Below are 20,753 nucleotides of genomic sequence, written 5' to 3' on the forward strand. Positions count from 1 at the left end.
ACGCAACACTAGTCTCATTGAAACCGATGCTTATATATAGTAAAATATTGATAATATAATTGGAGGAAGATATGAAGAAAGTATTTAAGGCTTCATTGGCACTGCTCGCAGCTGCCCTCATTTTCAGCGGATGTACTAAATCTAATGCAAACGCTAAGAAGGACTACATTCTTGCAACAGGCGGAACCAGCGGAACTTACTATCCGTTCGGTGGTGCAATTGCAAACATCTGGAACACTAAAATTGCCAATATGAACGTTACGGCTCAGGCAACTGGTGCTTCTGCAGAAAACCTCAGACTTATCAACAAGGGAGAAGCAGAGTTCGGAACAGTTCAGAACGATGTTATGGACTATGCTTACCATGGAACTGATATGTTTGCAGGTGAAAAACTTTCAAACATCATGACTATTGGAACTATGTATCCTGAAGTTGTACAGATTGCAGTTTCTAAAGCAAGTGGAATTAAATCTGTATCTGATTTCAGAGGAAAGCGCATTTCTGTTGGAGATGCAGGATCTGGAGTTGAATTCAACGCTAAACAGATTCTCGAAGGCTATGGTCTTACATTTGATGATATCAAAAAGAGTAACCTTTCATTCAAGGAATCAGCTGAAGGTATTCAGAACGGAACTTTGGACGGATGTTTCGTAACAGCCGGTGTTCCAAACTCTGCACTTCAGGAGCTCGCATTTACAGCAGGACTCATCCTTATTCCTATCGATCAGGCTGCAGCTGATGTAATCTGCAACAAATATGGCTTCTATACATATACAACAATTCCTGGTGGTACTTATAAAGGAACAGACGAGGATACTCCAGCACTTGCAATTAAAGCTACACTCGCAGTAAGTTCAAAACTTGATGAAGACACAGTTTACGAGATGACAAAGGCTCTCTTTGAAAACCTCGACGAACTTGCACGCGGACATGCTAAAGGTAAGGAAGTAACTGCTGCATCTGCAATCACAGGTGTTTCAGTACCTTTCCACCCGGGTGCTAAAAAATATTATAATGAGATCGGATTGAGTGTAAATTAAATCTCTATAATAAATACAAACGGTGTCTAAGGCACCGTTTGTAAACATTAATAAATAATGAAAAAAGTAATAAAAATAAGTTTAATAATTGTTATTTTTTGTTGTTTAGTAGCCGCAGTGTTTTTTTCACCGGTAATCAATGTACTTTCTATAAAAAGTAGAAAATGTCAGCCCCAGCGTTTTTATTCCATCGAAGGCTACTCAAAAGGTTTTGTTATTTCATATACACACTCTGTAAATAAAGGACGTATTCATGACTTTTATAAGCACACAGAGGATGACAACATTGAATTATACAAAACATCATTTGTATCTTATGGAGCTGGAATTCCAGAACCAGAAGAAACCTCTGGAGCAGTTTTTTCTGTTACCCAGGACAGTTATGTAATTGAAAACCTGAACAGAATTGTTCCTCGCCTTGTAATGGCTGTAGGTCTTACTGCAAGACATACAATTGTATTTGATACATCTTTTACAATAGGCTCAAAAGAATTCATACTTACAGATTATTTCGAACCTCAGACGAGTATAATTCTGGAGTATAAAAAAGTATCTCTTTATTCATATTTGAAACATGAGATGAAATAAATTAAGTTTAAGGAGGTCCAGATGGACAAACAAACCCCGGCTGAACACAGCGCGATTGACAACATTCTTCCAACTTCAAATGAAGATGAAATGAAAAAACTGATGCAGAATCTTGACCGGGAGCAGGCTTATCGTGAACATAAATGCTGGCGACAATACATCACTGTTATTGTTTCTATAATTTTCGTTGCTTTCCAGCTTTATGCAACTCTTTCTGGTGCAATTACAGCACAGATTTTACGTGCAAGCCACCTTGCCTTTGTTCAATTTCTGGCCTTCCTGCTTTTCCCTGCTACTAAGAAACTTCCTAAAGACACCCTGCCTTTATATGATGTAATTCTTGGTCTTGCAGGTGCCGGCTGCTGGATGTATATCGTAATTAACTTTCAGCAGCTTGTACGCCGTTCCGGAAATAACACAACACTCGACGTAATCATTGGTATCATAGGTATTCTGATTCTTTTTGAAAGCTGCCGACGCATTGTTGGACTTCCAATTATGATTATTGCCGGAACATTTGTAATTTATGCTTTTGTCGGAAAATATCTTCCTGGATTCCTTCACCACAGAGGTTATTCCCTTCAGCGTGTAGTTTGTCATCTTTTCTATAACACAGAAGGTATTATGGGAACTCCTATCGGAGCCTGTTCAACCTTTATCTTCCTGTTTATTCTCTTTGGTGCACTTCTTGAAAAGACTGGTATTGGACAGTTCTTTATTGATCTTTGTAACGCAATTGCCGGTGGTGCGAGCGGTGGACCTGCTAAAGTTGCAGTTCTTTCATCTGCTCTCCTTGGAACAGTTTCCGGTTCGTCGGTTTCTAATACTGTTGGATCAGGTTCTTTCACAATTCCTATGATGAAACGCCTCGGCTACAAAGGAGAATTTGCCGGTGCAGTTGAAGCAGCTGCTTCTACAGGTGGACAGCTTATGCCTCCAATCATGGGTGCTGCAGCTTTCCTCATGGCAGAAAGCCTTGGTATGCCATATATCACAATTGTAAAGGCTGCCATTATTCCTGCTATCCTTTATTTCACAGGAATTTTTATTACAGTACATCTTGAAGCTAAAAAACTTGGTCTTAAAGGAATGCCAAAAGATAAGCTTCCACGCTTCCTTCCTTTGTTCCTCAGCAAAGGTGTTATGATTCTTCCTTTAGTTGTAATCATCTGGTTCCTCTGTGCTGGAAAAACAGCAGTTTACGCAGCCCTTATGGGAATTGTAGCCTGTCTTGTAATTGGAATTGTAGTTTCTATCGTAGACCTGGCAAAAGGAAGAAAACCAACATTCGGTTCAAAAGACCTTATTGATGTTATGTGTGCCGCCGCTCGAAATATCATCAGCGTAGCGATTGCCTGTGGTATGGCTGGAATTATTATTGGTGTAGTAACTCTTACAGGCCTTGGTCTTAAGCTTGGTGCAGGTCTTGTAGCACTTGCAGGCGGAAAACTCTTCCTCACTTTGATTTTTACAATGCTTGCTTCAATCATTCTTGGTATGGGTGCTCCTACAACAGCAAACTACCTGATTACTTCAACAATTACTGCCGGAGCTATCATTCAGCTTGGTGTTCAGCCACTCGCTGCACACATGTTTGCATTCTACTTTGGAATTATTGCAGACGTTACTCCTCCGGTTGCCCTTGCAGCCATTGCCGGTGCCGCCATAGCAAAAGCACGACCTATGAAAACTGCCTTTAATGCTACAAAACTTGCAATCGGAGCATTTATCATTCCGTATATGTTTGTTTATAACTCACAGATGCTTATGATTGATGCATCAATTGGACGTATTCTTTTCATTATTGCAACTGCCTTAATCGGTATGTTCGGTATCAGCGTTGCACTTGAAGGCTATGGATTTAATTTCACAGGACTTCTTCATGGAACTGACAAACCGGTTGCATTAAAAACTACTTTTGATGTTGTTGAGCGTGTTCTTTTTGCAATTGCCGGACTTCTTTGTGTAATTCCAGAAACAAGGTCAGATATTATTGGTCTCAGTATGATTGCAATTCTGATTGCTTACCAGCTGATTACCAAAAGAATTTTATTGACGAAGAAACAGTAAAATTATTATTTTATATATAAGAGGTACAAAATATTATGAAAATCAAACCATTAGCAGATCGTGTTCTTGTAAAGAACGACAAAGCAGAAACTAAAACAGCAAGCGGACTCATTATCCCGGAAGCTGCACAGGAAAAAACTCAGACTGCTACTGTAGTTGAAGTTGGACCTGGAACTGATGAAAATAAAATCACAGTAAAGAAAGGCGACAGAATTATGTACGACAAATATGCCGGAACTCAGGTAAAGATTGACGGTGAAGATCACCTCATTCTCCGCATGAGTGATATCATTGCTGTTATTGAGTAATGTGTAAGACCGCTGACGGCCGTTGTTCAATAGCAAACCGTTAAAAAAATTGCGAAAGCAATTTTTAGGTTTACCACTTAAGCTTATCTTTTAGCATGGATGCCCTTGCGTTATCAGGATACAAAGAAGCTGCGTATTCTGCTGAACGGAGGGCATTTTTTATATCCCCGTCACTAGCATAAATACAGGCAATTCTATACAAAATTTCAGAACGCTTTGCATTACTGCTTTCACGACCAGCAGTCTTTCCATACAAATCCAGGGCTTTAAGCTTTTTTCCAAGAGATATATAAATACTTCCAAGATTCAGACAGGTTGATGTAGAAACAGACTGAGAAATATAGCCATCTTCCAGCAGACCTGCGCTCTCATAAACACAATATTCATGAAGTCTAAGAGCTTCATCTGCCATTTTATAATAAGCAGCAAACCAGGCACCAAATTCCATCATAGAAAGATCATATCCACGGGCTTTATCTATAAACTGTTCCCAGAAATCACGCTTTGAATCATATTCACTGATATCTGTTACATGATCATAAAAAAGCTTCCAGGCATCATCATACTGCTTTGTATTAAGCAGGAAATTAAGCGCATACTGAACAAGAAGTCCTTTTAACTCTCCGTCTTCATTAAGACTGTTTTCTAGCATATTCCAGAGATCGCGGTTTTTATCTTTTTCTGATATTGATGAGTCTGTTTTATAACGAAGATCAAGTTTTGCAATATTCAGATACGGATCATTAGTACGGCGAAGAGCTTCGTCAATTCTGTAAAGAGCATCACTCATTGGAATTTTACGGCGGTTATCATAACGCTCCATTTCCAGAGTTGAGATACCGGCTTTTCTGAGAGCAGCAATTTCAGTATCTTCCTCACGCTCAAGATTAGAACGATAAGCAAAATCTGCATATAAAATTAAACCCGGTACATTGTCTGGCCAGCGGTTTACAACATAGAAAAGAAGATCAGCATTCTGGTCATCCATTCCCTGATTTTGAGCCCATCTTGCACTGTTCAGAATTATATTAGAAAGAAATTCCTCATCACTTTTACGAACCTTAAGTTCATCAAGATTCATTACAATACCGCGTCGTGCATTTTCTGCAGCTTCCATTTCGGAAACAGCCATATACGAATCTGATTCCAGTGCAGTAAGAAGGACTGGAGAAGTTTTAAAAGTAACAGTTCCCTGATATCCGGTCATGAGACGGCGGGCTTCTTCAATTGCATCAATTGAATCATAAAACTGTCCGGCATCATAGCAGACCATAGCCCAGAAATATGCATCATCAGCATCAAGGAAGAAAGCAGGATTTAAGCTTGCTGCAAGGTTGTAATCACCGTTTATAAGATTGAAAGCTGCGCAGTTACGTAATAAAACCGGATTCTTTGAAGTCTTATAAGCATCTAAGAAAATCTGATAAAATTCCTTTCGGGTATAAAATGTAAAAGCATTATCACCTGAAGCTGCTGCCTTTTCTGCTGAATCCCGAAGAATATACTCTGAATATAAGGAAGCGTATTTAGTTCCGCGTAATTTCTCCGCAACCTTCCCAGCATCCCCGAGGCGGCCTTCTCTCAACAAAAATGCCGCATACACAGCCTGCAGTTCAAGATTACCGCCGTTTTTCTTCAGCGACTTCTTAAGGAGTTTCTCGGCCTTTTCAGATTCGCCGAGAGTTATATATCTTTTGTAAATGCCGATGTAAGTCCACGAATCGTAAGTCCGCTTTTCAACTTTTTTGAGTTCCTTCAAAGCCGACTGCATCTGATTCTGCATTACAAGAGCGTCAATAACATCAAACTGGCTTGTTAACGAGTTTTGTTCTGCCCTCATCCGACAAGCGGGAAAGCAGAACAAAATCAAAGAAAAAAATATAAATGTAAGAATTATTTTTTTAAGCTCTTTTCGGCTCATCTTTTCCTATTTTATCAAGCACTGCATTAATAAACTTATAGGAATCATCAGTGTCAAAGTCTTTGGCAATATTTACAGCCTCATCAATGACAATCTTTGGCTCAGCGCCGTTCTGGAACAAAAGCTCATAAACACTTGTACGAAGAATTGCAAGTGCAACACGGCTTATACGTTCCATACTCCATGATGCAGAAAGATGACTTTCAATAAGCTTATCAATTTCATCTATATGACTTATTGTACCAGCAATTATCAAACTTGCAAATGTTCGCTCTTCTTTTGAAGTTTCTGAAAGTTCAACAACAGGCTGTTCAGCCGGATCAATACTTCCATCAACCTCAACATCCTTCTGCAACCATTCAAAAGAAAGAAGGTCGTCCAAAGAAGCTTTAGTTACATCCCATGAATAAACTGCCTGAAAAGCAATTACTCTACCATTTCTTCTGGACACTTAGTTCCCCCAATCAAGAATCTTATCCAAAGCAGCACCTGTTTTCTTCATATCAACATTTTCTGCTGTGTGAAGTTCTTTTGCGAGATTTGTAGCTGCATTGCTCATATAAATCTGCTGCTTCTGCTGAGTAAGATTAGCACGGATATAATCATAAACTGTAACAGTTGTTTCAGGCTGAACCAAATCACCGATAGCAAGCATCTTTGCATCGTATTTCTTGATTACGCTGATAAAGCGATAATCTGTTGAAGTTTCTTCAACCTCAGAGGTATATCCTTCACCCTGCTGGAAAACCAACATAAGATTCTGAAGAGGCATCTGCAAACCACTTGCTGCAGCTTCAGTCTTAGGGAATACACCAAGTCCAGCCTTGAAGCCAGAATTATCTGCCTGAGACTGAACTGCAATCTGTTCTGCAGTAAGAGCCTTAGTAGTGTATTTTGTATAGAAATCAGTTGCTTTCTGCTTTGCAGCTTCAGGATTATTATCTTTTGGAACGATTACAACAAGCATTTTAATCATATCATTCCATACGAATGAAGATTTATTGCTTTCATAAGCCATTCTGATTTCTTCATCAGTAGCTGCAACCTTCTGAAGTTCAGCCTGATTCTTCTGAACAACATACTGCTGCATCAAAAGAACATTCTTAAGGTGTTTCTTATAATCAGCCTTATTCATTCCGGTCTGTTCCAAAAGAACTTCATCCAGAGTTTTACCCTGCTGCTTTTTAAGAATATCTTCAAGGTCTTTTTCTGAAACATTTACACCAAGTGACTGACTCATAGACTGTGCAAAATACTGATCTACAGAGCTGTCTGCTACAGAAATACCTGCCTTAGCTGCAGCCTGAACAATCAAAGCTTCCTCAATCAATGTATCAAGCACCTGTTTTCTTTCTTCAACTGTAAGAGTTCTGTTAATCTGCTTCTCATAAGTTGTACATCTTACCTTAAGCTGCCTGAGAGTAATGGATTCATTCTTATTAAGTTTTACAACTGCGAGAGGCTGCAAATCTGCCTGTGCAAACATTGCAAAAGTTGCAAACATTAAGATTGAAAGAACTGAAATAATTTTTTTCATTTTATAATCCTTAAAATATTTAGTATCAGTTTTGTTTGTCCATATAATATAACAATGGAACTGTCGGAAAGTTACTACTTATCCAGAGGAAGCCCACCGCTGATTACAGCACGGATACGACGAACACCAGCTGAGCTTGACTGTTCCTTCTGAATCTTGAAGTCACCAATCTGAGCTGTGTGCTGAACGTGTGGTCCACCACAAACTTCCTTACTGAACCAGTCTGATTTAGCGTCGCGGCCAATTGTGTAAACCTTAACGTCTTCACCATACTTGTTAGTAAAGAGAGCGCGTGCACCTTCTGCTTTAGCCTTGTCGAGTGGCATAACTTCCATAGTAACAGGAAGGTCTTCCTTAATCTTTTCGTTTACGATGTCCTCAACCTTCTGAATTTCTTCTTTAGTCATTGGACGTTCGAAAGTGAAGTCAAAACGCATACGCTCGTTGTTGATATTTGAACCTTTCTGAGCAACCTGGTCGCCGAGAACGTTTACCAGAGCCTGCTGCAAAAGGTGTGTTGCAGTGTGATATTTTGTTGTAACTTCAGACTGTTCAGCAAGACCACCCTTAGCTGCTCCTGCATCAACTGTCTTTGAAGCTTCCTGGTGCTTGCGTTCAGCTTCTTTAAAGCCTTCAACGTCAACAGTAAATCCGTTTTCTGCACCAAGCTCCTGAGTAAGCTCAAGAGGATAGCCATATGTTTCGTAAAGATTATAAGCAACCTTTCCGCTGATAATCTTTTTAGGATTCTTCATAAGGTTTGGAAGAAGTTTCTGGAATTCTGCTTCACCCTTCTTGAGGGTAAGACGGAACTTTGCTTCCTCTGCAGTAAGTTCTTTGTAAACCTTTTCGCGGTTTGCTTCGAGTTCCGGGTAAGGTCCCTTGAAGTTTTCGATTACTGTAGCAGCAATTTCTGCCATAAAGTCTTTTTCGATACCGAGCTTCATTCCGTGGCGAACTGCACGGCGGATAAGACGGCGGAGAACGTAACCAGCACCTACACGGTCTGGAGTAACTCCTCTCTGGTCTCCAAGGATAAATACAGAAGAACGAGTATGGTCAGCAATAATACGAACTGACTTATCTTTTTCTTCGTCTGTACCATATGTGTAGCCTGAAAGGACTTCAATTGTCTTAATGATTGGCTGGAAAACTTCTGTAAGGTAAACAGATGTCTTTCCCTGGAGAATACAGTTTGTACGCTCAAGTCCCATACCTGTATCAACGTTCTTTTTCTCGAGCGGAAGAAGTGTTTTTTCGTCAACGCGGTTGTACTGCATGAATACGTTGTTCCAGATTTCCATCCAGTTTCCGCTGTCTGTACCTTTATTTGAACCTACAGGTGGGAGACCTTCTCCAACCCAGTAGAAAATTTCTGTATCCGGACCACAAGGACCTGTTGGACCTGCTGCCCACCAGTTATCTGATGCTGGAAGATATGCAATCTTATCCTCTGGCATTCCATTATCTTTCCAGATCTGAGCTGCTTCTTCATCGCGAGGAGCGTTTTCATCACCTGCAAATACAGTTACAGAAATCTTTTTAGGATCAAGGGCAAGCCACTGTGGACTTGTAAGGAATTCATAAGAATAAGCAATAGATTCTTTCTTGAAATAATCACCAAGTGACCAGTTTCCAAGCATTTCAAAACATGTAAGATGACTTGGATCACCTACTTCTTCAATATCGCCTGTACGGATACACTTCTGATAGTCTGTGAGACGGGTTCCCGATGGATGCTTTTCACCAAGAAGATAAGGAACGAGAGGGTGCATACCCGCCATTGTAAACAAAACAGATGGGTCATTTTCAGGAATTAAAGACTGACCCGAAATCTCAACATGATTTTTACTTTTAAAAAACTCAATATATTTTGAGCGAAGTTCATTAGCGTTCATAAACTTGTATTATATTGAAAAAATTGTTATTTGAAAAGTAGTTGCCTATAACCTTCGGTACTCAATCACTGGTGTTTCTACTGAGTACATACGACCTGCCCTCTACCGCAAAGCAGTCGGTAGAAGTAAGCTTAACCGGAGTAAAAGTTATTGTATTGTAATCGGTAACAACTTTTTCGACAGTTTTTCTTTTTACAGTTTCTGTAATTACCTTTGTTCCAAATTCCATAGAATAATTTTCAGCAAGAATAGAACCTTCTGTATCCGAACGGAACTGAATTACGTTATAACTGCCGATTTTTTCGATAGAATAAATACCAGCTTCAGAAAGCCCACCATTTAATAGAGAATATTTATACTCTCCAAACTTCAATGTAACAGTAGAATCAGCAGTAGTCCAGTTATCACCCTTCTGAAGTTCTTTCATATAACTATCTTTTTCTGTTGAAGCGGCAAAGTCTCCAAAGGTATCCTGAAGAGCCATCTTCTTATAGTTTCCATCCCACTGTGTATTTTCACTGATAATAAGGTTGATATCATCGCGCAGGGTAATTTTGATTTCATCAGTATTTATGAGAGAAATATCAAAACGGCGGTGAAGGTTCATGATATCTGCATTTACAGCAGTCAGATAGATTCCGTTATGGCGAAGCTTACTGTCTTCCCACTCGTAAACTTCCTGAATATCTTTATAAAGCTGAATGATTTCTGTATCAGGATAATTGAAATACATATAACGGATATTTCCGTCTGTATTTGAAGTTTTATACCAGAGTCCGTCAAGGAAGGCTGCAAAAGTTTCTACAGTACCATCCTGAATGCGGGAAAGCTCAGTCGCAGCAAGACGGCCGGCTGTTACGTTTATTTCACGAACAAGTTCATATTTCTGTGAAGAAGGATTCCATTTATATTCCTGCTGGATCTGATTCTGGCCAACTGCAGGCTTATCTTTATCTGCATTAGCAGCATCCTTTGGAATATCCGATTTATAAACCCATACAGAAAAACTTTCACCTTTTGACATGGCAAGTGCATATGATTCAGAACGTTCAGTCTGCTGAATAAACACAGTTCCATCACACGAAAAATCACCAATATTTCTAAGATAATTTTTTCCATGTTCTTTTGAACACAAATAGATTTTCATCACATAATTGCCGTCATCAGCAAGTCCCTGATATATAAGGGCATTTTTATGTTCACCAGTAACATCCATTCCCATATAAGAGAAGGTTCGGGTTCGGGTAAACTGTGTCTCAATAGGTTCAAGTCGTTCATAAAGTCCAGATTCAGAATCTATAAGCGCCGCAACAATCCAGAGATTCTGCGAACTTGCCTTACGAACGATGATTACTTCATCATCATAACCATCATTATTTATATCTATTGTAAGTGCACTGATTAAAGTTTCTCCGGAATATAAAGGAACGAAAGTTTCATATTTTTCTGTTTCTATTGAAGAAGAGGAAGCTTCATTTTCTGAATTAGCAGATGAAGAAGATTTTGGAGTAACGATGCGTGCTCTCGTAGAAGATTTATCTTCCTTTGTCAGCATCTTTTTAGAAACAAAGAATACACCTGCAATTAAAGCCGCCGCAAGCACAAATAAAACCGGCACTGTTCTAGACTTCATACTTATTAAATATATTGTGAATTGCGGAATTTCTCAAGGTGTGATTTTTTTATTCCTTTCTAAGGATTTTTCAGTCTAATAAAAAACCGGATAGATTTCATTTCTACCCGGTTTTTATTTTTTTAGACTTTATTCTACACTAAGAACCTTCATTTTTTTGGTCCAGGTGGAAGAAGCGTCGGTGAGTTCGCCAGTTACTGTTACAGTCTTACCAGTAAACTCCTGAAGAGTTTTCTTTGTCTCAGCATCAGTTACTTCGAGAATAAATGTTACACGACTTCTAGAATCTGCATTTTCTACAAGTGTAAAACTGTTTCCATTATTAAGCAGTTTACCACTCACAGAAATAGTTTCACCAACATTCTCCTGCGAAAGATATGATGAATTCAAAGACAACTTTGGCTGAAGTGATAAAGTATCATCAACTGCAATATTCTCTTTTACAACTGTTTTCTGAGACTTCTGTTCGTTCTGACTCTTTTGTGCCACATTTGTTTTTGAAGCACAAGAAGTCAAAACGGCTGCTAAAAGCATTAAAGTAAGAATCAGAATCTTTTTCATTCCTGTACTCCAAACCAATAAGAAAGCAATTCGCTCCACTTAGATTCTTTTCCAAACTCAAGGTCTGTCATATACCAATCAGGTAATTTACCCTGTACAATTTTTTTACTGACTGTTGCAAAACCTGCACCACCAATTGTAAGACCATAATAATGATTATAAGTAGATGCATTTGTTGATGAACCTTCAATCAAAGAATAAAAATCATTTGAATCATTTAACATACTGTCTCGCCAGCTGTATTTTACAGCCTGTCCCAAAGCAGTAATTACATTGTCTGCCGCAGTATAAAGCTCTGACCATGCATTTACATTTGTCGTACCATTTATTGAAGTTGCAGAACAATATTTCATCATATCTGCGATGTAGCCAATATCATAAAGCCAGACATACGATCCCATATAATAGATAGAATCATCTATATAATATTGTGTTGAAGTATTATTTGTTACAAACAGTTTTTCTGCATTTGTATAACGCATTAAATACTTAACATAATCAGCTTCATTAGAAGTATCTGTTAGGCTAATAAATCCGTTAGATGCAAGTTTCACTTTCTTTGCTCTTCCTTCAGTAGATAACAATACATCGCATAAAGAATCAATAGTTGTTTTTACATTATCAACCTCATTAAGGTCAGTAATAGTAAAGGTAGTCATTCCTAAATGTCCCTGCCACTCCAGACTATATTTTTGGCTGTCATTTAAGCTACTGTAATAATTGTATTCAGAAGCATTCTGTGTATAATAATTCCAGCGGTCTGACTGACCACCATACTGTGCTTTATAATCTTCTACAATCTGTTTTCCAATGGCATCTATTGTTGTATCTTTCTTGAAAGATTTCATTAAAGCAACATAATTCAAACCATTTCCAGGAATATTATTTGGAGAAGCAGCCAGATATTCTGCATAATTCTTAAACTGATAAGCGTCTTCAAAAGAAGAACCAAGACATACATCCATAAGAATCATGCTTAATTTATTTGAAGCCCCATAACCAACTGTTGCTAAAGCATCAGAAACATCCTTTGTTTTAAGGAAATCTGAAGAAGATGACTCATCCCAACAAAGCGCACGTCTATCATCACTAAGTGTCAGTGTTTTGCCATCCGCAGTTTCTAAATACATCTGATTTCTTGGTCCACCACCATGGTCGCTGAATTGAAGAATGACACCCTTATTTGCAGTGTAATGGTCATTTACCCAGTTTAAGAAATTAATAAGAGTTTGTTTGTTACCCATATTAACTTCACCACAAGATGTTGGCTGAGTAGTAGAAACCTGCTTGTTTGAACCTACAAGCCATGGTGCTGTATAAGACAAATTCTTTGTATTGCTTGAAAGCACACAACCTGTACTTGTTGTATATGTTGTCGTACATCCGCTGTCACTTCCAAGTTCAAAAATGTATGAACCTGTTTCACCAATTTGAGGTGTCACAGTAATTGGATCTCCATTATCATCTTCATCTTCCCAACTAACTGCACCATCCCAAAGAGCTACAACATTAACTGAGTCATAAGAACTATTGGGAGTTCCATTTGAATCACGAATCTGATAAAGTCCATATTCGGCTTCATTCATATCAATAAAGATTGGATGATGCAAGTTGTTATCTCCGTCCATATACATTGCTACTACCCAATCACTTTCTTTTTTAGTGATTTGTGGTGTTACTGTTTTTGTAGCAGACTGATCGCTAGAACCTGTAATTACTTCAACTGTATATTCTGTTCCATTTTCAAGTCCAAAAAATTCAACATTTGCTGTTGTTGATGCATAAACTGATTTCGATGTAAGTTCAGAGCCATTCAAATAGAGTTTTACCGTATATGAAGAATAACCAGTTACCGGAGAGAATGACACATTTACATAAGAATCTGCAACAGTTGCATTCAGATCTGAAACTGGTTTTGGAGATGTAATTGTTATTGACTTCGAGGAAATTTCATGACCATTTGTAACTTTAAAAGAATGTGTTCCTTCGCTTAAAGGTGTTTCAAATTCATATAAAAGATATCTATAGTAACTTGTATCTTCATAAGATACAGGAACACTTAAATCAAAATCCTCATAATTAACGTTATCTAAAGAGTGAGTAAATTTAACCCCTGCATAAGAGCCATCATCCAAAGGATAAACTAAAGGATCAAATAATTGAAGCTTAAGAGTTGTTGCAGAAACATCTGTTATTGAGACTAACTTTGGAGTATAAATTGCATACAGAGTGGTATCTTTTGTAATTGGTTTTGTTTTATCAAACTCAATAGCTTTTGCTTGAGATGCTTTTGAATCAGACCAGTACATAAAATAGTTATATGATCTAGACGGATTTGGAGGCATTTCATCAGTAGTTAGAGAAGCTAAAGTATCTCCTGATTCAACCTCTACAGATGTTACAAAAGTATCATTGTCATAGAAAGTAACCGTTTTTGGATTTGTAAGATTCTTACATTTCACTTCCTTTTTATCAGATGCATTTTTACTGATTACTTTTATCCAATGAGTTCCTTCAGACAAACGACTATTAAACGTATATGTCAGATATCTGAAATTTGTATCATCTATATAAGTTGGAATTTCAGAGATTGTAAATGGTTCATAGTTATAATTATCAGTAGAATGCTCAAAAGTAATACCCGCATAAGAACCATCAACCAATGGGTAAACAGCTTTACCTTTTAATTTAAATGTAATTTGTGTTGCTGTCAGTTCCTGTATAGAATCATAGTAGGTACTGGTATATAAGTCAGGAGCATAGATAGCATATAAAGTAACATCTTCTGTAAAAGTAGCTGTATTTAAATCAACTTTCCCTGCTTCTGCCGCAGCAATTGAGTCATTAGATTTAGACCAGTATAAAAAAGTATTATACGCATCAGAAGTACTTTGGTATCCCCAATACTTTTCACCATAGAGGACATCTACAGTTCTTGTTTCATTTCCAATTTTGAATGTTATAGTTACACTACTAGGATTTACCTGGCTAGGACACCCTGTGAACATAAAGACGAAAAAGCAGGCTAATAGGCCAGCTAGAAAAACATGTTTTCTTTTCATATAGTTTCTCCTTTTTATAAAAAAACTTTAAAAATATTTTTAATTCAAAATATCCTACAAGATTTTTATGCCTATATTTTGTTTTGTCAAGTGTAATAGGGCAAATAACCTAGGTTATTTTTATACTAAAAGGTTTTAGTATAAAAATAATTGAAAAAAATAAAAAAAGAGCGATGTTTTACAAAACACCGCTCTTTTTAATTGTTAAGTTTATCGATTTCCAGAAATCTATTAGCCTAATGTGATTTCAACATTAACTTCTTTCTTTCCTTCAACGTATGGAACTACACATCCGTCAACTGCAGCGCCGTCTACAACCATGCTCTTTACGCCCTTGCATACGTGGCCTGGGTTTTTGATTGTGATGTTGTATTTAGAACCGCGGAAAAGACGTGTTGCTGTAAATCCGTCCCAGTCAGCAGGGATAGAAGGATCTACCTTGAGTCCGTCGAAGTCTGGCTGAATACCGAGGATGTACTGGCTGATTGCAACCATGTTCCATGCTGCAGTACCTGTAAGCCAAGAGTTCTTACCCTGGCCAAAGTTCTTGCCTGTCTGGCCGATATCAGAACCTGCATCCTTACCACCAATCATCTGGCCGTATACATAAGGCTCTGTCTTGTGAAGATCAGATGTTTCTTCTGTATAAGCAGGAGCGATTTCTGAGTAGTACTTGAATGCCTGATCACCCTCACCCGCATAAGCAGCAGCACAGATAATCCATGCATTGTTGTGTGTGAAGATACCAGCGTTCTCTTTGTATCCGCCCGGATAAGTAGAGATTTCACCGTACTGTACGTAGTATTTAGAGAAAGCAGGATTGTTCAAAACAAGACCGTGCTTTGTGTTCAAGCGTTCGTCAATTGCTGCGAGAGTCTTCTTTGTTGCATCCTTGTCGATATCAGACATGATTGCAAAGCCCTGTGGTTCAATGAAGATCTGTCCTTCTTCACATTCCTTAGACCCCATCTTCTGGCCGTTTGCGTCGTAAGCACGCATAAACCAGTTTCCGTCCCAAGCACTGTCCATCATAACTTTCTTCATCTTGTCGATTTCTGCCTGAGCCTTTGCTGCTTCGTCCTTCTTGCCCAAGTGATTCAAGATTCCTACGAAATTTGGTCCAACATAAGTGAAGAGTGCTGCAACGAATACAGATTCTGCAACCTTTGAGTAACCGCCTTCGTTCTTAAACTTAGGGTTTGTATATGTCTGGAAGCTCTCGCCTGGTGTGTCAGAGAAACATGAAAGGTTGATACAGTCGTTCCAGTCTGCGCGCATTGCAAGTGGAAGTCCGTGTGGTCCCAGGTTGTTTACAATGTGGTAGAAGCTTACTGTAAGGTGGTCGAGCATTGACTTAGCCTTAGACTCATCGTTGTCATAAGGAACCTTTGCATCGAGGATTGACCAGTCGCCAGTTTCTTTAATGTAAGCTGATACGGAAAGAATCATCCAGAGCGGGTCATCAGAGAAGTCTCCACCGATGTCTGCATTTCCTTTCTTTGTGAGTGGCTGATACTGATGGTAACATCCACCGTCTTCAAGCTGAGTAGAAGCAATGTCGATAAGGCGTTCGCGTGCGCGGTCTGGAATCTGATGTACGAAACCAAGAATGTCCTGGTTTGAATCGCGGAATCCCATTCCACGACCAATTCCGCTCTCAAAGTAGCTGGCAGAACGTGAAAGATTAAAGGTAACCATACACTGATACTGGTTCCAGATGTTTACCATGCGGTTTACTTTGTCTTCCGGTGTGTTTACGTTGAGGATGCCAAGCAGCTTGTCCCAGTAAGCGCGGAGCTCTTTCATACCTGCTGCAAACTTTTCTGGTGTGTTGTATTTTTCGATCATAGCAAGAGCTTTTTCTTTGTTGATTGTCTTGCCGTCTGCCTCGAACTTTTTGTCCACTGGCATTTCTACATAACCCAGGATGAATACGAGAGTTTTTGATTCGCCTGCTTTAAGAGTGATTTCCTTGTAGTGAGAAGCAATTGGAGACCATCCGTCAGCAAGTGAGTTTCCACATTTTCCGTCGAGAACCTGCTGTGGGTTATGGAATCCGTTGTAAAGACCAATGAATGTATCGCGGTCTGTATCGTATCCGTCAATCTTGTCGTTTACTGAGTAGAATGCAAAATGATTGCGGCGGTCGCGGTATTCTGTTTTATGGTAGATTGTTGAATCTTTGATTTCTACGCGGCCTGTAGAAAAGTTTCTCTGGAAGTTTGTACAGTCGTCCTGAGCATCCCAAAGACACCATTCAGCGAAAGACCAGAATTTGAAAGTCTTGTCTGAACCACTTTCGTTTGTAAGAACTACCTGCTGAACTTCGCCATCATAATCCTGTGGTACAAAGAAAGTTACCTGTGCTTTAAGACCATTCTTTTTACCTGTGATAATTGTGTAGCCCATACCGTGGCGGCATTCGTAAGCATCAAGTTCTGCTTTTACTGGAGACCATCCAGGGTTCCAGATTGTTCCATTGTCGTTAATGTAGAAATAGCGGCCACCCATATCGATAGGTACATTGTTGTAGCGGTAGCGTGTGATGCGGCGGAGACGAGCATCTTTATAGAAGCTGTATCCTCCTGCTGTGTTGGAAATTAACGAGAAAAATCCCTGAGTTCCAAGATAGTTGATCCAAGGATAAGGTGTGCGAGGAGTTTCAATAACATACTCGCGGTTGGCATCATCAAAGTGTCCAAACTTCATAATAATCTCCTGTATGTGTTTCGAGATAGCGAAAACGTTGTAGTAAAAAGTATATCGTATGAATAAAATTTATGCAATGAATTTTAGCAAAGCTTTACAACAGTACCGCCATGAATTAACCGACCTGTTACCATTTCTTTTTTTGGAACAAAGCTTTCAGGATTTTCGATTTTGTCCAGCAAGGCTTCTGCCATTGTTCGTCCAATTATTTCACCGTTCTGTTCGTAGGTTGTGAGAGGAGGAATCATCATTGAAGTGAGTTTAATACCATCATAACCAACAATACTTATATCTTTTCCCGGAACAATTCCGTGGCTGTTCAATTCACGGATTCCTCCGAGTGCCGCATAATCATCCGGATAAAAAATACAGGTCGGTGGCTCCGGCAAAGATATCAAAACCTCAGTTGCAGCAGAGCTTGTTACCGGGTCATGATACAAACCTTCGGCAAAGTATTCAGAAGGTGTTTCTATTCCATGTTTTTTGCAGATATTTTTGAATGCCTCGACACGCTGTTCTGTTACCCAGGTCTTTTCACCATGAATCATTGCAATCTTTTTATGGCCTTGAGAAATTACGTATTCCAGCAGTTCATCTATTCCGGCCGAATAATCACTCATTACCGCAGAATGATCCATATCATAGAAATAATCGAGTGAAACCGTAGGAATCTCACTCTGAACAAGCTGCTTTACCCCAGAAGAAGTATAATCACAGGAAAGAATTGCAACTCCATCATAATTACGGGCAAGCGCGTGTGCATAATAATCATAGTTCTTAGTTGAGTCGCCACTTACAAAGGTCATCTCATAACCTTTACTGAAGGCAACCTTCTGAATACCACTGATAATTGTTGCAAAGTACTGATGCTGAAAACCAGCACCGGTTTTATCTTCAAAAATCACACCAATATCATAAGTGCGGTTTGTACGTAAACTTCGTGCAGCTATATTCGGATGATACCCCATTTCACGAGCTTTCTTTTGTATAAAATCTGTTGTCTCAAAACTAATTTCAGGACTCCCCTTCAGGGCTTTACTTACTGTTGAAAATGAGACATTACATTCTCTGGCGATATCCTTAAGCGTAACCAAAATCCACGCCTCCACTAAAACGTTGTAGTTAATATAATACACCCATTTGGTTTATTTACGCAAACGTTTTCGATTATTTATAACTTTCATTAAATGTATAGAAGTCTAAATTGGTTGTACAAATATATTTATCTTAAAAAAAGCTATTATGTAAAAAGAATTTATTATATATAATGCTCTTGCATTTAAATATTAAATTGTGTACAATCGGTTCTAATTGTACACAATTTAAAAGTCACTGAGAGAGAGTAGAACGACATTTTTTCTGGAGAAAAAAAATGAAAAGAAATGGATCCGTTTCGGTTCGAGTGATTAGTTTAATTGTAGTAGGAATGCTTGTTTATTCCATTGCATTATTTACTGTTATTAACAATCAGATTATCAAGGGATTTGAAGGTTATATAGAAAAATCTCTTGTATATGATAGCAAAGGCGTTCAGGATTATATTGATGAAGTAACCGCCGATCTCCAGCGATCTACTACCAGCCTTAAAGAAGCTTTCTATAATGATTATGAACAGAGAGGATTTGCCCCCCGCTTTGTAAACGATATTTGTCACAATATAATTAAATATTTTGATGCAGAAGGTGCAATCATTGTTGATTCAACCGGTAAGAAAATAACAACTACAAGTCTTGGATCTGTTGATTTTACCCGTTTTATTAAGCGTGCAGTTGCAGGCGAAGAAGTTGCTTCTACATTTATTGATGGAAAACACCTTTATGCTGTTGTTGCCTCACCTCTCACTGTAAACGGAAACATAGTTGGTGCAACTGTAACAAAACAGCGCATTACAAATGATAAGTTTGTTGCAAAAATCGCAGCTCTTTATGATGTTGAAGCAGAATATTTCTCTGGTTATAAACGTGTTTATTCTACTTACACTCTTATGACAGGAAGTGAAATTCAGAATAAAGAAGCAATTGACAGCGTTCTTAAGGGAACTCCTGTTCTTGGAACTGTAAATGTTAAAGGCGATAATTACATTGCTTACTACTTCCCTATTAAAGACGCAGAAGGAAATGTTCTTACTTCCTTCTATATTGGTAAACCTGTAAGTGATGCTTATGACATTGCAAAAAAGATTATCGTTCCATTACTGTTAATTACTGCAGGAATTACTATTGTTCTGGTTATTCTTCTGATTATAGTATTATATAGAACAGTTCTGAAAAAAGTTAAGTTTGTAGGAAAATCTATTAAGACACTTTCTTCTGGAAATGCAGACCTTACAATTCGTGTACCGGTAAAAGGAAATGATGAATTCAGTGAACTTGGATCTGACGTTAATACCTTTATTGATCTTTTACAGGGGCTTGTTAAAAAGCTTAATGGAGCACAGACTGCTCTTGAACAGATTGGTGCAGAACTCGGAGTAAACTCTCAGGAAACTGCAAGTGCAACAACTGAGATTCTTGCAAATATCAATAGTGTAAGAATGCAGGCAGAAACTCAGTCTGCTGCTGTTACAGAAACTTCAAACGTACTTGAGAACTCAAGAGCACATGTAAGTGAACTTGTTGATCTGGTAAATAATCAGGTAGCTGGTATTTCACAGGCATCTGCTGCTATTGAAGAGATGATCAGTAATATTGCAGCAGTTTCTAATTCAGTAAAACTGATGTCTGAAAGCTTTAAGATTCTCGGCTCAAATGTAGGCGACGGAAACCAGAAGCTTGAAAACGTAGGTGCCCGTGTAAATCAGATGGCTGCTCAGTCAAAGATGCTTATTCAGGCAAACAATATGATTGCACAGGTTGCATCTCAGACTAACCTTCTTGCCATGAACGCTGCTATTGAGGCTGCTCATGCCGGTGAAGCTGGTCGCGGATTCAGTGTTGTTGCTGATGAAATCCGTAAGCTTGCAGAAACAAGTGCAACTCAGTCAAAGAATATTTATAACGAACTTAAAGAAATCTCAGGTTCTATTGATGATGTAGTTGGTCTTTCACATGAAGCTCAGAACTCATTTGAAGCAATTGTAAATCAGCTTAATGTAACAGATTCAATTATGAATCAGATTGATAACGCAATGACTGAACAGAGCGCTGCTTCAACTCAGATTCTTGAAGCCCTTGCAGATATGAGAGGCCAGTCGGTTTCTGTAAATGAAAAGTCTGTAAATCTTCGTAAGGGTATTGAAGATGTTCAGAATAACATGAGTGTTGTATCTCAGGTTTCTGATGTTATTCTTGGAAGCATGGATGAAATGGCAGCTGGTTCACAGCAGATTACCACTTCATCACAAAGTGTTTCAGATCTGGCACAGAATACACGCGAAAACATCGAAGTGATGGATTCTCTTCTGCGCCAGTTTACAGCTTAGTTTAT

At 38.6% G+C, this 20,753-nt stretch carries 14 protein-coding genes; 5 read left to right on the forward strand and 9 right to left on the reverse strand.

The window, feature by feature from the left end:
- Positions 1–71: 71 nt before the first annotated feature.
- From AABJ44_RS12625 to AABJ44_RS12640, 4 genes are read left to right on the forward strand one after another with little or no spacing between them, the layout of a single operon-like run.
- A complete protein-coding gene (locus tag AABJ44_RS12625) occupies positions 72–1,040 on the forward strand; it encodes a TAXI family TRAP transporter solute-binding subunit (RefSeq protein WP_074644543.1) in 969 nt (322 codons plus the stop codon).
- Positions 1,041–1,097: 57 nt separating this feature from the next.
- Entirely contained in the window at positions 1,098–1,628 is a 531-nt protein-coding gene (locus AABJ44_RS12630) for a DUF1850 domain-containing protein (RefSeq protein WP_338369412.1), read from the forward strand.
- Between the two features lie 21 nt (positions 1,629–1,649).
- Positions 1,650–3,698, forward strand: coding sequence for a TRAP transporter permease (locus AABJ44_RS12635; RefSeq protein WP_338369414.1), 2,049 nt, complete (start codon positions 1,650–1,652; stop codon positions 3,696–3,698).
- A 35-nt stretch (positions 3,699–3,733) separates the two neighbouring features.
- Entirely contained in the window at positions 3,734–4,006 is a 273-nt protein-coding gene (locus tag AABJ44_RS12640) for a co-chaperone GroES (RefSeq protein WP_074644538.1), read from the forward strand.
- Positions 4,007–4,076: 70 nt separating this feature from the next.
- On the opposite strand, the gene AABJ44_RS12645 is transcribed toward AABJ44_RS12640, so the two are convergent.
- The 9 genes from AABJ44_RS12645 to AABJ44_RS12685 form a co-directional block, all read right to left on the reverse strand.
- Complete coding sequence (locus AABJ44_RS12645; protein ID WP_338369418.1) at positions 4,077–5,927, reverse strand: tetratricopeptide repeat protein; 1,851 nt, start codon at positions 5,925–5,927, stop codon at positions 4,077–4,079.
- A complete protein-coding gene (gene nusB / locus AABJ44_RS12650) occupies positions 5,908–6,378 on the reverse strand; it encodes a transcription antitermination factor NusB (RefSeq protein ID WP_074644534.1) in 471 nt (156 codons plus the stop codon). Before nusB ends, AABJ44_RS12645 begins: the two co-directional genes overlap by 20 nt.
- Entirely contained in the window at positions 6,379–7,464 is a 1,086-nt protein-coding gene (locus AABJ44_RS12655) for an MOSP complex formation periplasmic protein, TDE1658 family (protein WP_338369420.1), read from the reverse strand.
- A 74-nt stretch (positions 7,465–7,538) separates the two neighbouring features.
- Positions 7,539–9,362 (reverse strand): alanine--tRNA ligase, encoded by a 1,824-nt coding sequence (locus AABJ44_RS12660; RefSeq protein ID WP_338369422.1) that lies wholly within the window; start codon positions 9,360–9,362, stop codon positions 7,539–7,541.
- A gap of 61 nt (positions 9,363–9,423) precedes the next feature.
- Entirely contained in the window at positions 9,424–10,995 is a 1,572-nt protein-coding gene (locus AABJ44_RS12665; RefSeq protein ID WP_338369424.1) for a pallilysin-related adhesin, read from the reverse strand.
- A gap of 129 nt (positions 10,996–11,124) precedes the next feature.
- On the reverse strand, positions 11,125–11,556 hold the full coding sequence (locus AABJ44_RS12670) for a hypothetical protein (RefSeq protein WP_338369426.1): 432 nt from the start codon (positions 11,554–11,556) through the stop codon (positions 11,125–11,127).
- Entirely contained in the window at positions 11,553–14,618 is a 3,066-nt protein-coding gene (locus AABJ44_RS12675; RefSeq protein WP_338369427.1) for a clostripain-related cysteine peptidase, read from the reverse strand. Before AABJ44_RS12675 ends, AABJ44_RS12670 begins: the two co-directional genes overlap by 4 nt.
- 231 nt (positions 14,619–14,849) lie before the next feature.
- The gene (locus AABJ44_RS12680; protein ID WP_338369428.1) at positions 14,850–17,327 is read right to left on the reverse strand and encodes a glycoside hydrolase family 94 protein; all 2,478 of its coding nucleotides are present in this window, start codon (positions 17,325–17,327) and stop codon (positions 14,850–14,852) included.
- Positions 17,328–17,410: 83 nt separating this feature from the next.
- Positions 17,411–18,421, reverse strand: coding sequence for a LacI family DNA-binding transcriptional regulator (locus tag AABJ44_RS12685; protein WP_338369429.1), 1,011 nt, complete (start codon positions 18,419–18,421; stop codon positions 17,411–17,413).
- 278 nt (positions 18,422–18,699) lie between these two features.
- On the opposite strand from AABJ44_RS12685, the gene AABJ44_RS12690 reads away from it, so the two are divergent.
- Positions 18,700–20,748 (forward strand): methyl-accepting chemotaxis protein, encoded by a 2,049-nt coding sequence (locus AABJ44_RS12690; RefSeq protein WP_338369430.1) that lies wholly within the window; start codon positions 18,700–18,702, stop codon positions 20,746–20,748.
- Positions 20,749–20,753: the final 5 nt, after the last annotated feature.

Origin of the sequence: Treponema bryantii (assembly GCF_036492245.1) — a bacterium.
Classification (GTDB): domain Bacteria; phylum Spirochaetota; class Spirochaetia; order Treponematales; family Treponemataceae; genus Treponema_D; species Treponema_D bryantii_C.

Bases quoted from the DNA above. Each gene is read 5' to 3' on its own strand.
- AABJ44_RS12625 (WP_074644543.1), top strand. From the start codon at position 72: ATGAAGAAAGTATTTAAGGCTTCATTGGCACTGCTCGCAGCTGCCCTC.
- AABJ44_RS12630 (WP_338369412.1), top strand. From the start codon at position 1,098: ATGAAAAAAGTAATAAAAATAAGTTTAATAATTGTTATTTTTTGTTGT.
- AABJ44_RS12635 (WP_338369414.1), top strand. From the start codon at position 1,650: ATGGACAAACAAACCCCGGCTGAACACAGCGCGATTGACAACATTCTT.
- AABJ44_RS12640 (WP_074644538.1), top strand. From the start codon at position 3,734: ATGAAAATCAAACCATTAGCAGATCGTGTTCTTGTAAAGAACGACAAA.
- AABJ44_RS12645 (WP_338369418.1), bottom strand. From the start codon at position 5,927: ATGAGCCGAAAAGAGCTTAAAAAAATAATTCTTACATTTATATTTTTT.
- AABJ44_RS12655 (WP_338369420.1), bottom strand. From the start codon at position 7,464: ATGAAAAAAATTATTTCAGTTCTTTCAATCTTAATGTTTGCAACTTTT.
- AABJ44_RS12660 (WP_338369422.1), bottom strand. From the start codon at position 9,362: ATGAACGCTAATGAACTTCGCTCAAAATATATTGAGTTTTTTAAAAGT.
- AABJ44_RS12665 (WP_338369424.1), bottom strand. From the start codon at position 10,995: ATGAAGTCTAGAACAGTGCCGGTTTTATTTGTGCTTGCGGCGGCTTTA.
- AABJ44_RS12670 (WP_338369426.1), bottom strand. From the start codon at position 11,556: ATGAAAAAGATTCTGATTCTTACTTTAATGCTTTTAGCAGCCGTTTTG.
- AABJ44_RS12675 (WP_338369427.1), bottom strand. From the start codon at position 14,618: ATGAAAAGAAAACATGTTTTTCTAGCTGGCCTATTAGCCTGCTTTTTC.
- AABJ44_RS12680 (WP_338369428.1), bottom strand. From the start codon at position 17,327: ATGAAGTTTGGACACTTTGATGATGCCAACCGCGAGTATGTTATTGAA.
- AABJ44_RS12690 (WP_338369430.1), top strand. From the start codon at position 18,700: ATGAAAAGAAATGGATCCGTTTCGGTTCGAGTGATTAGTTTAATTGTA.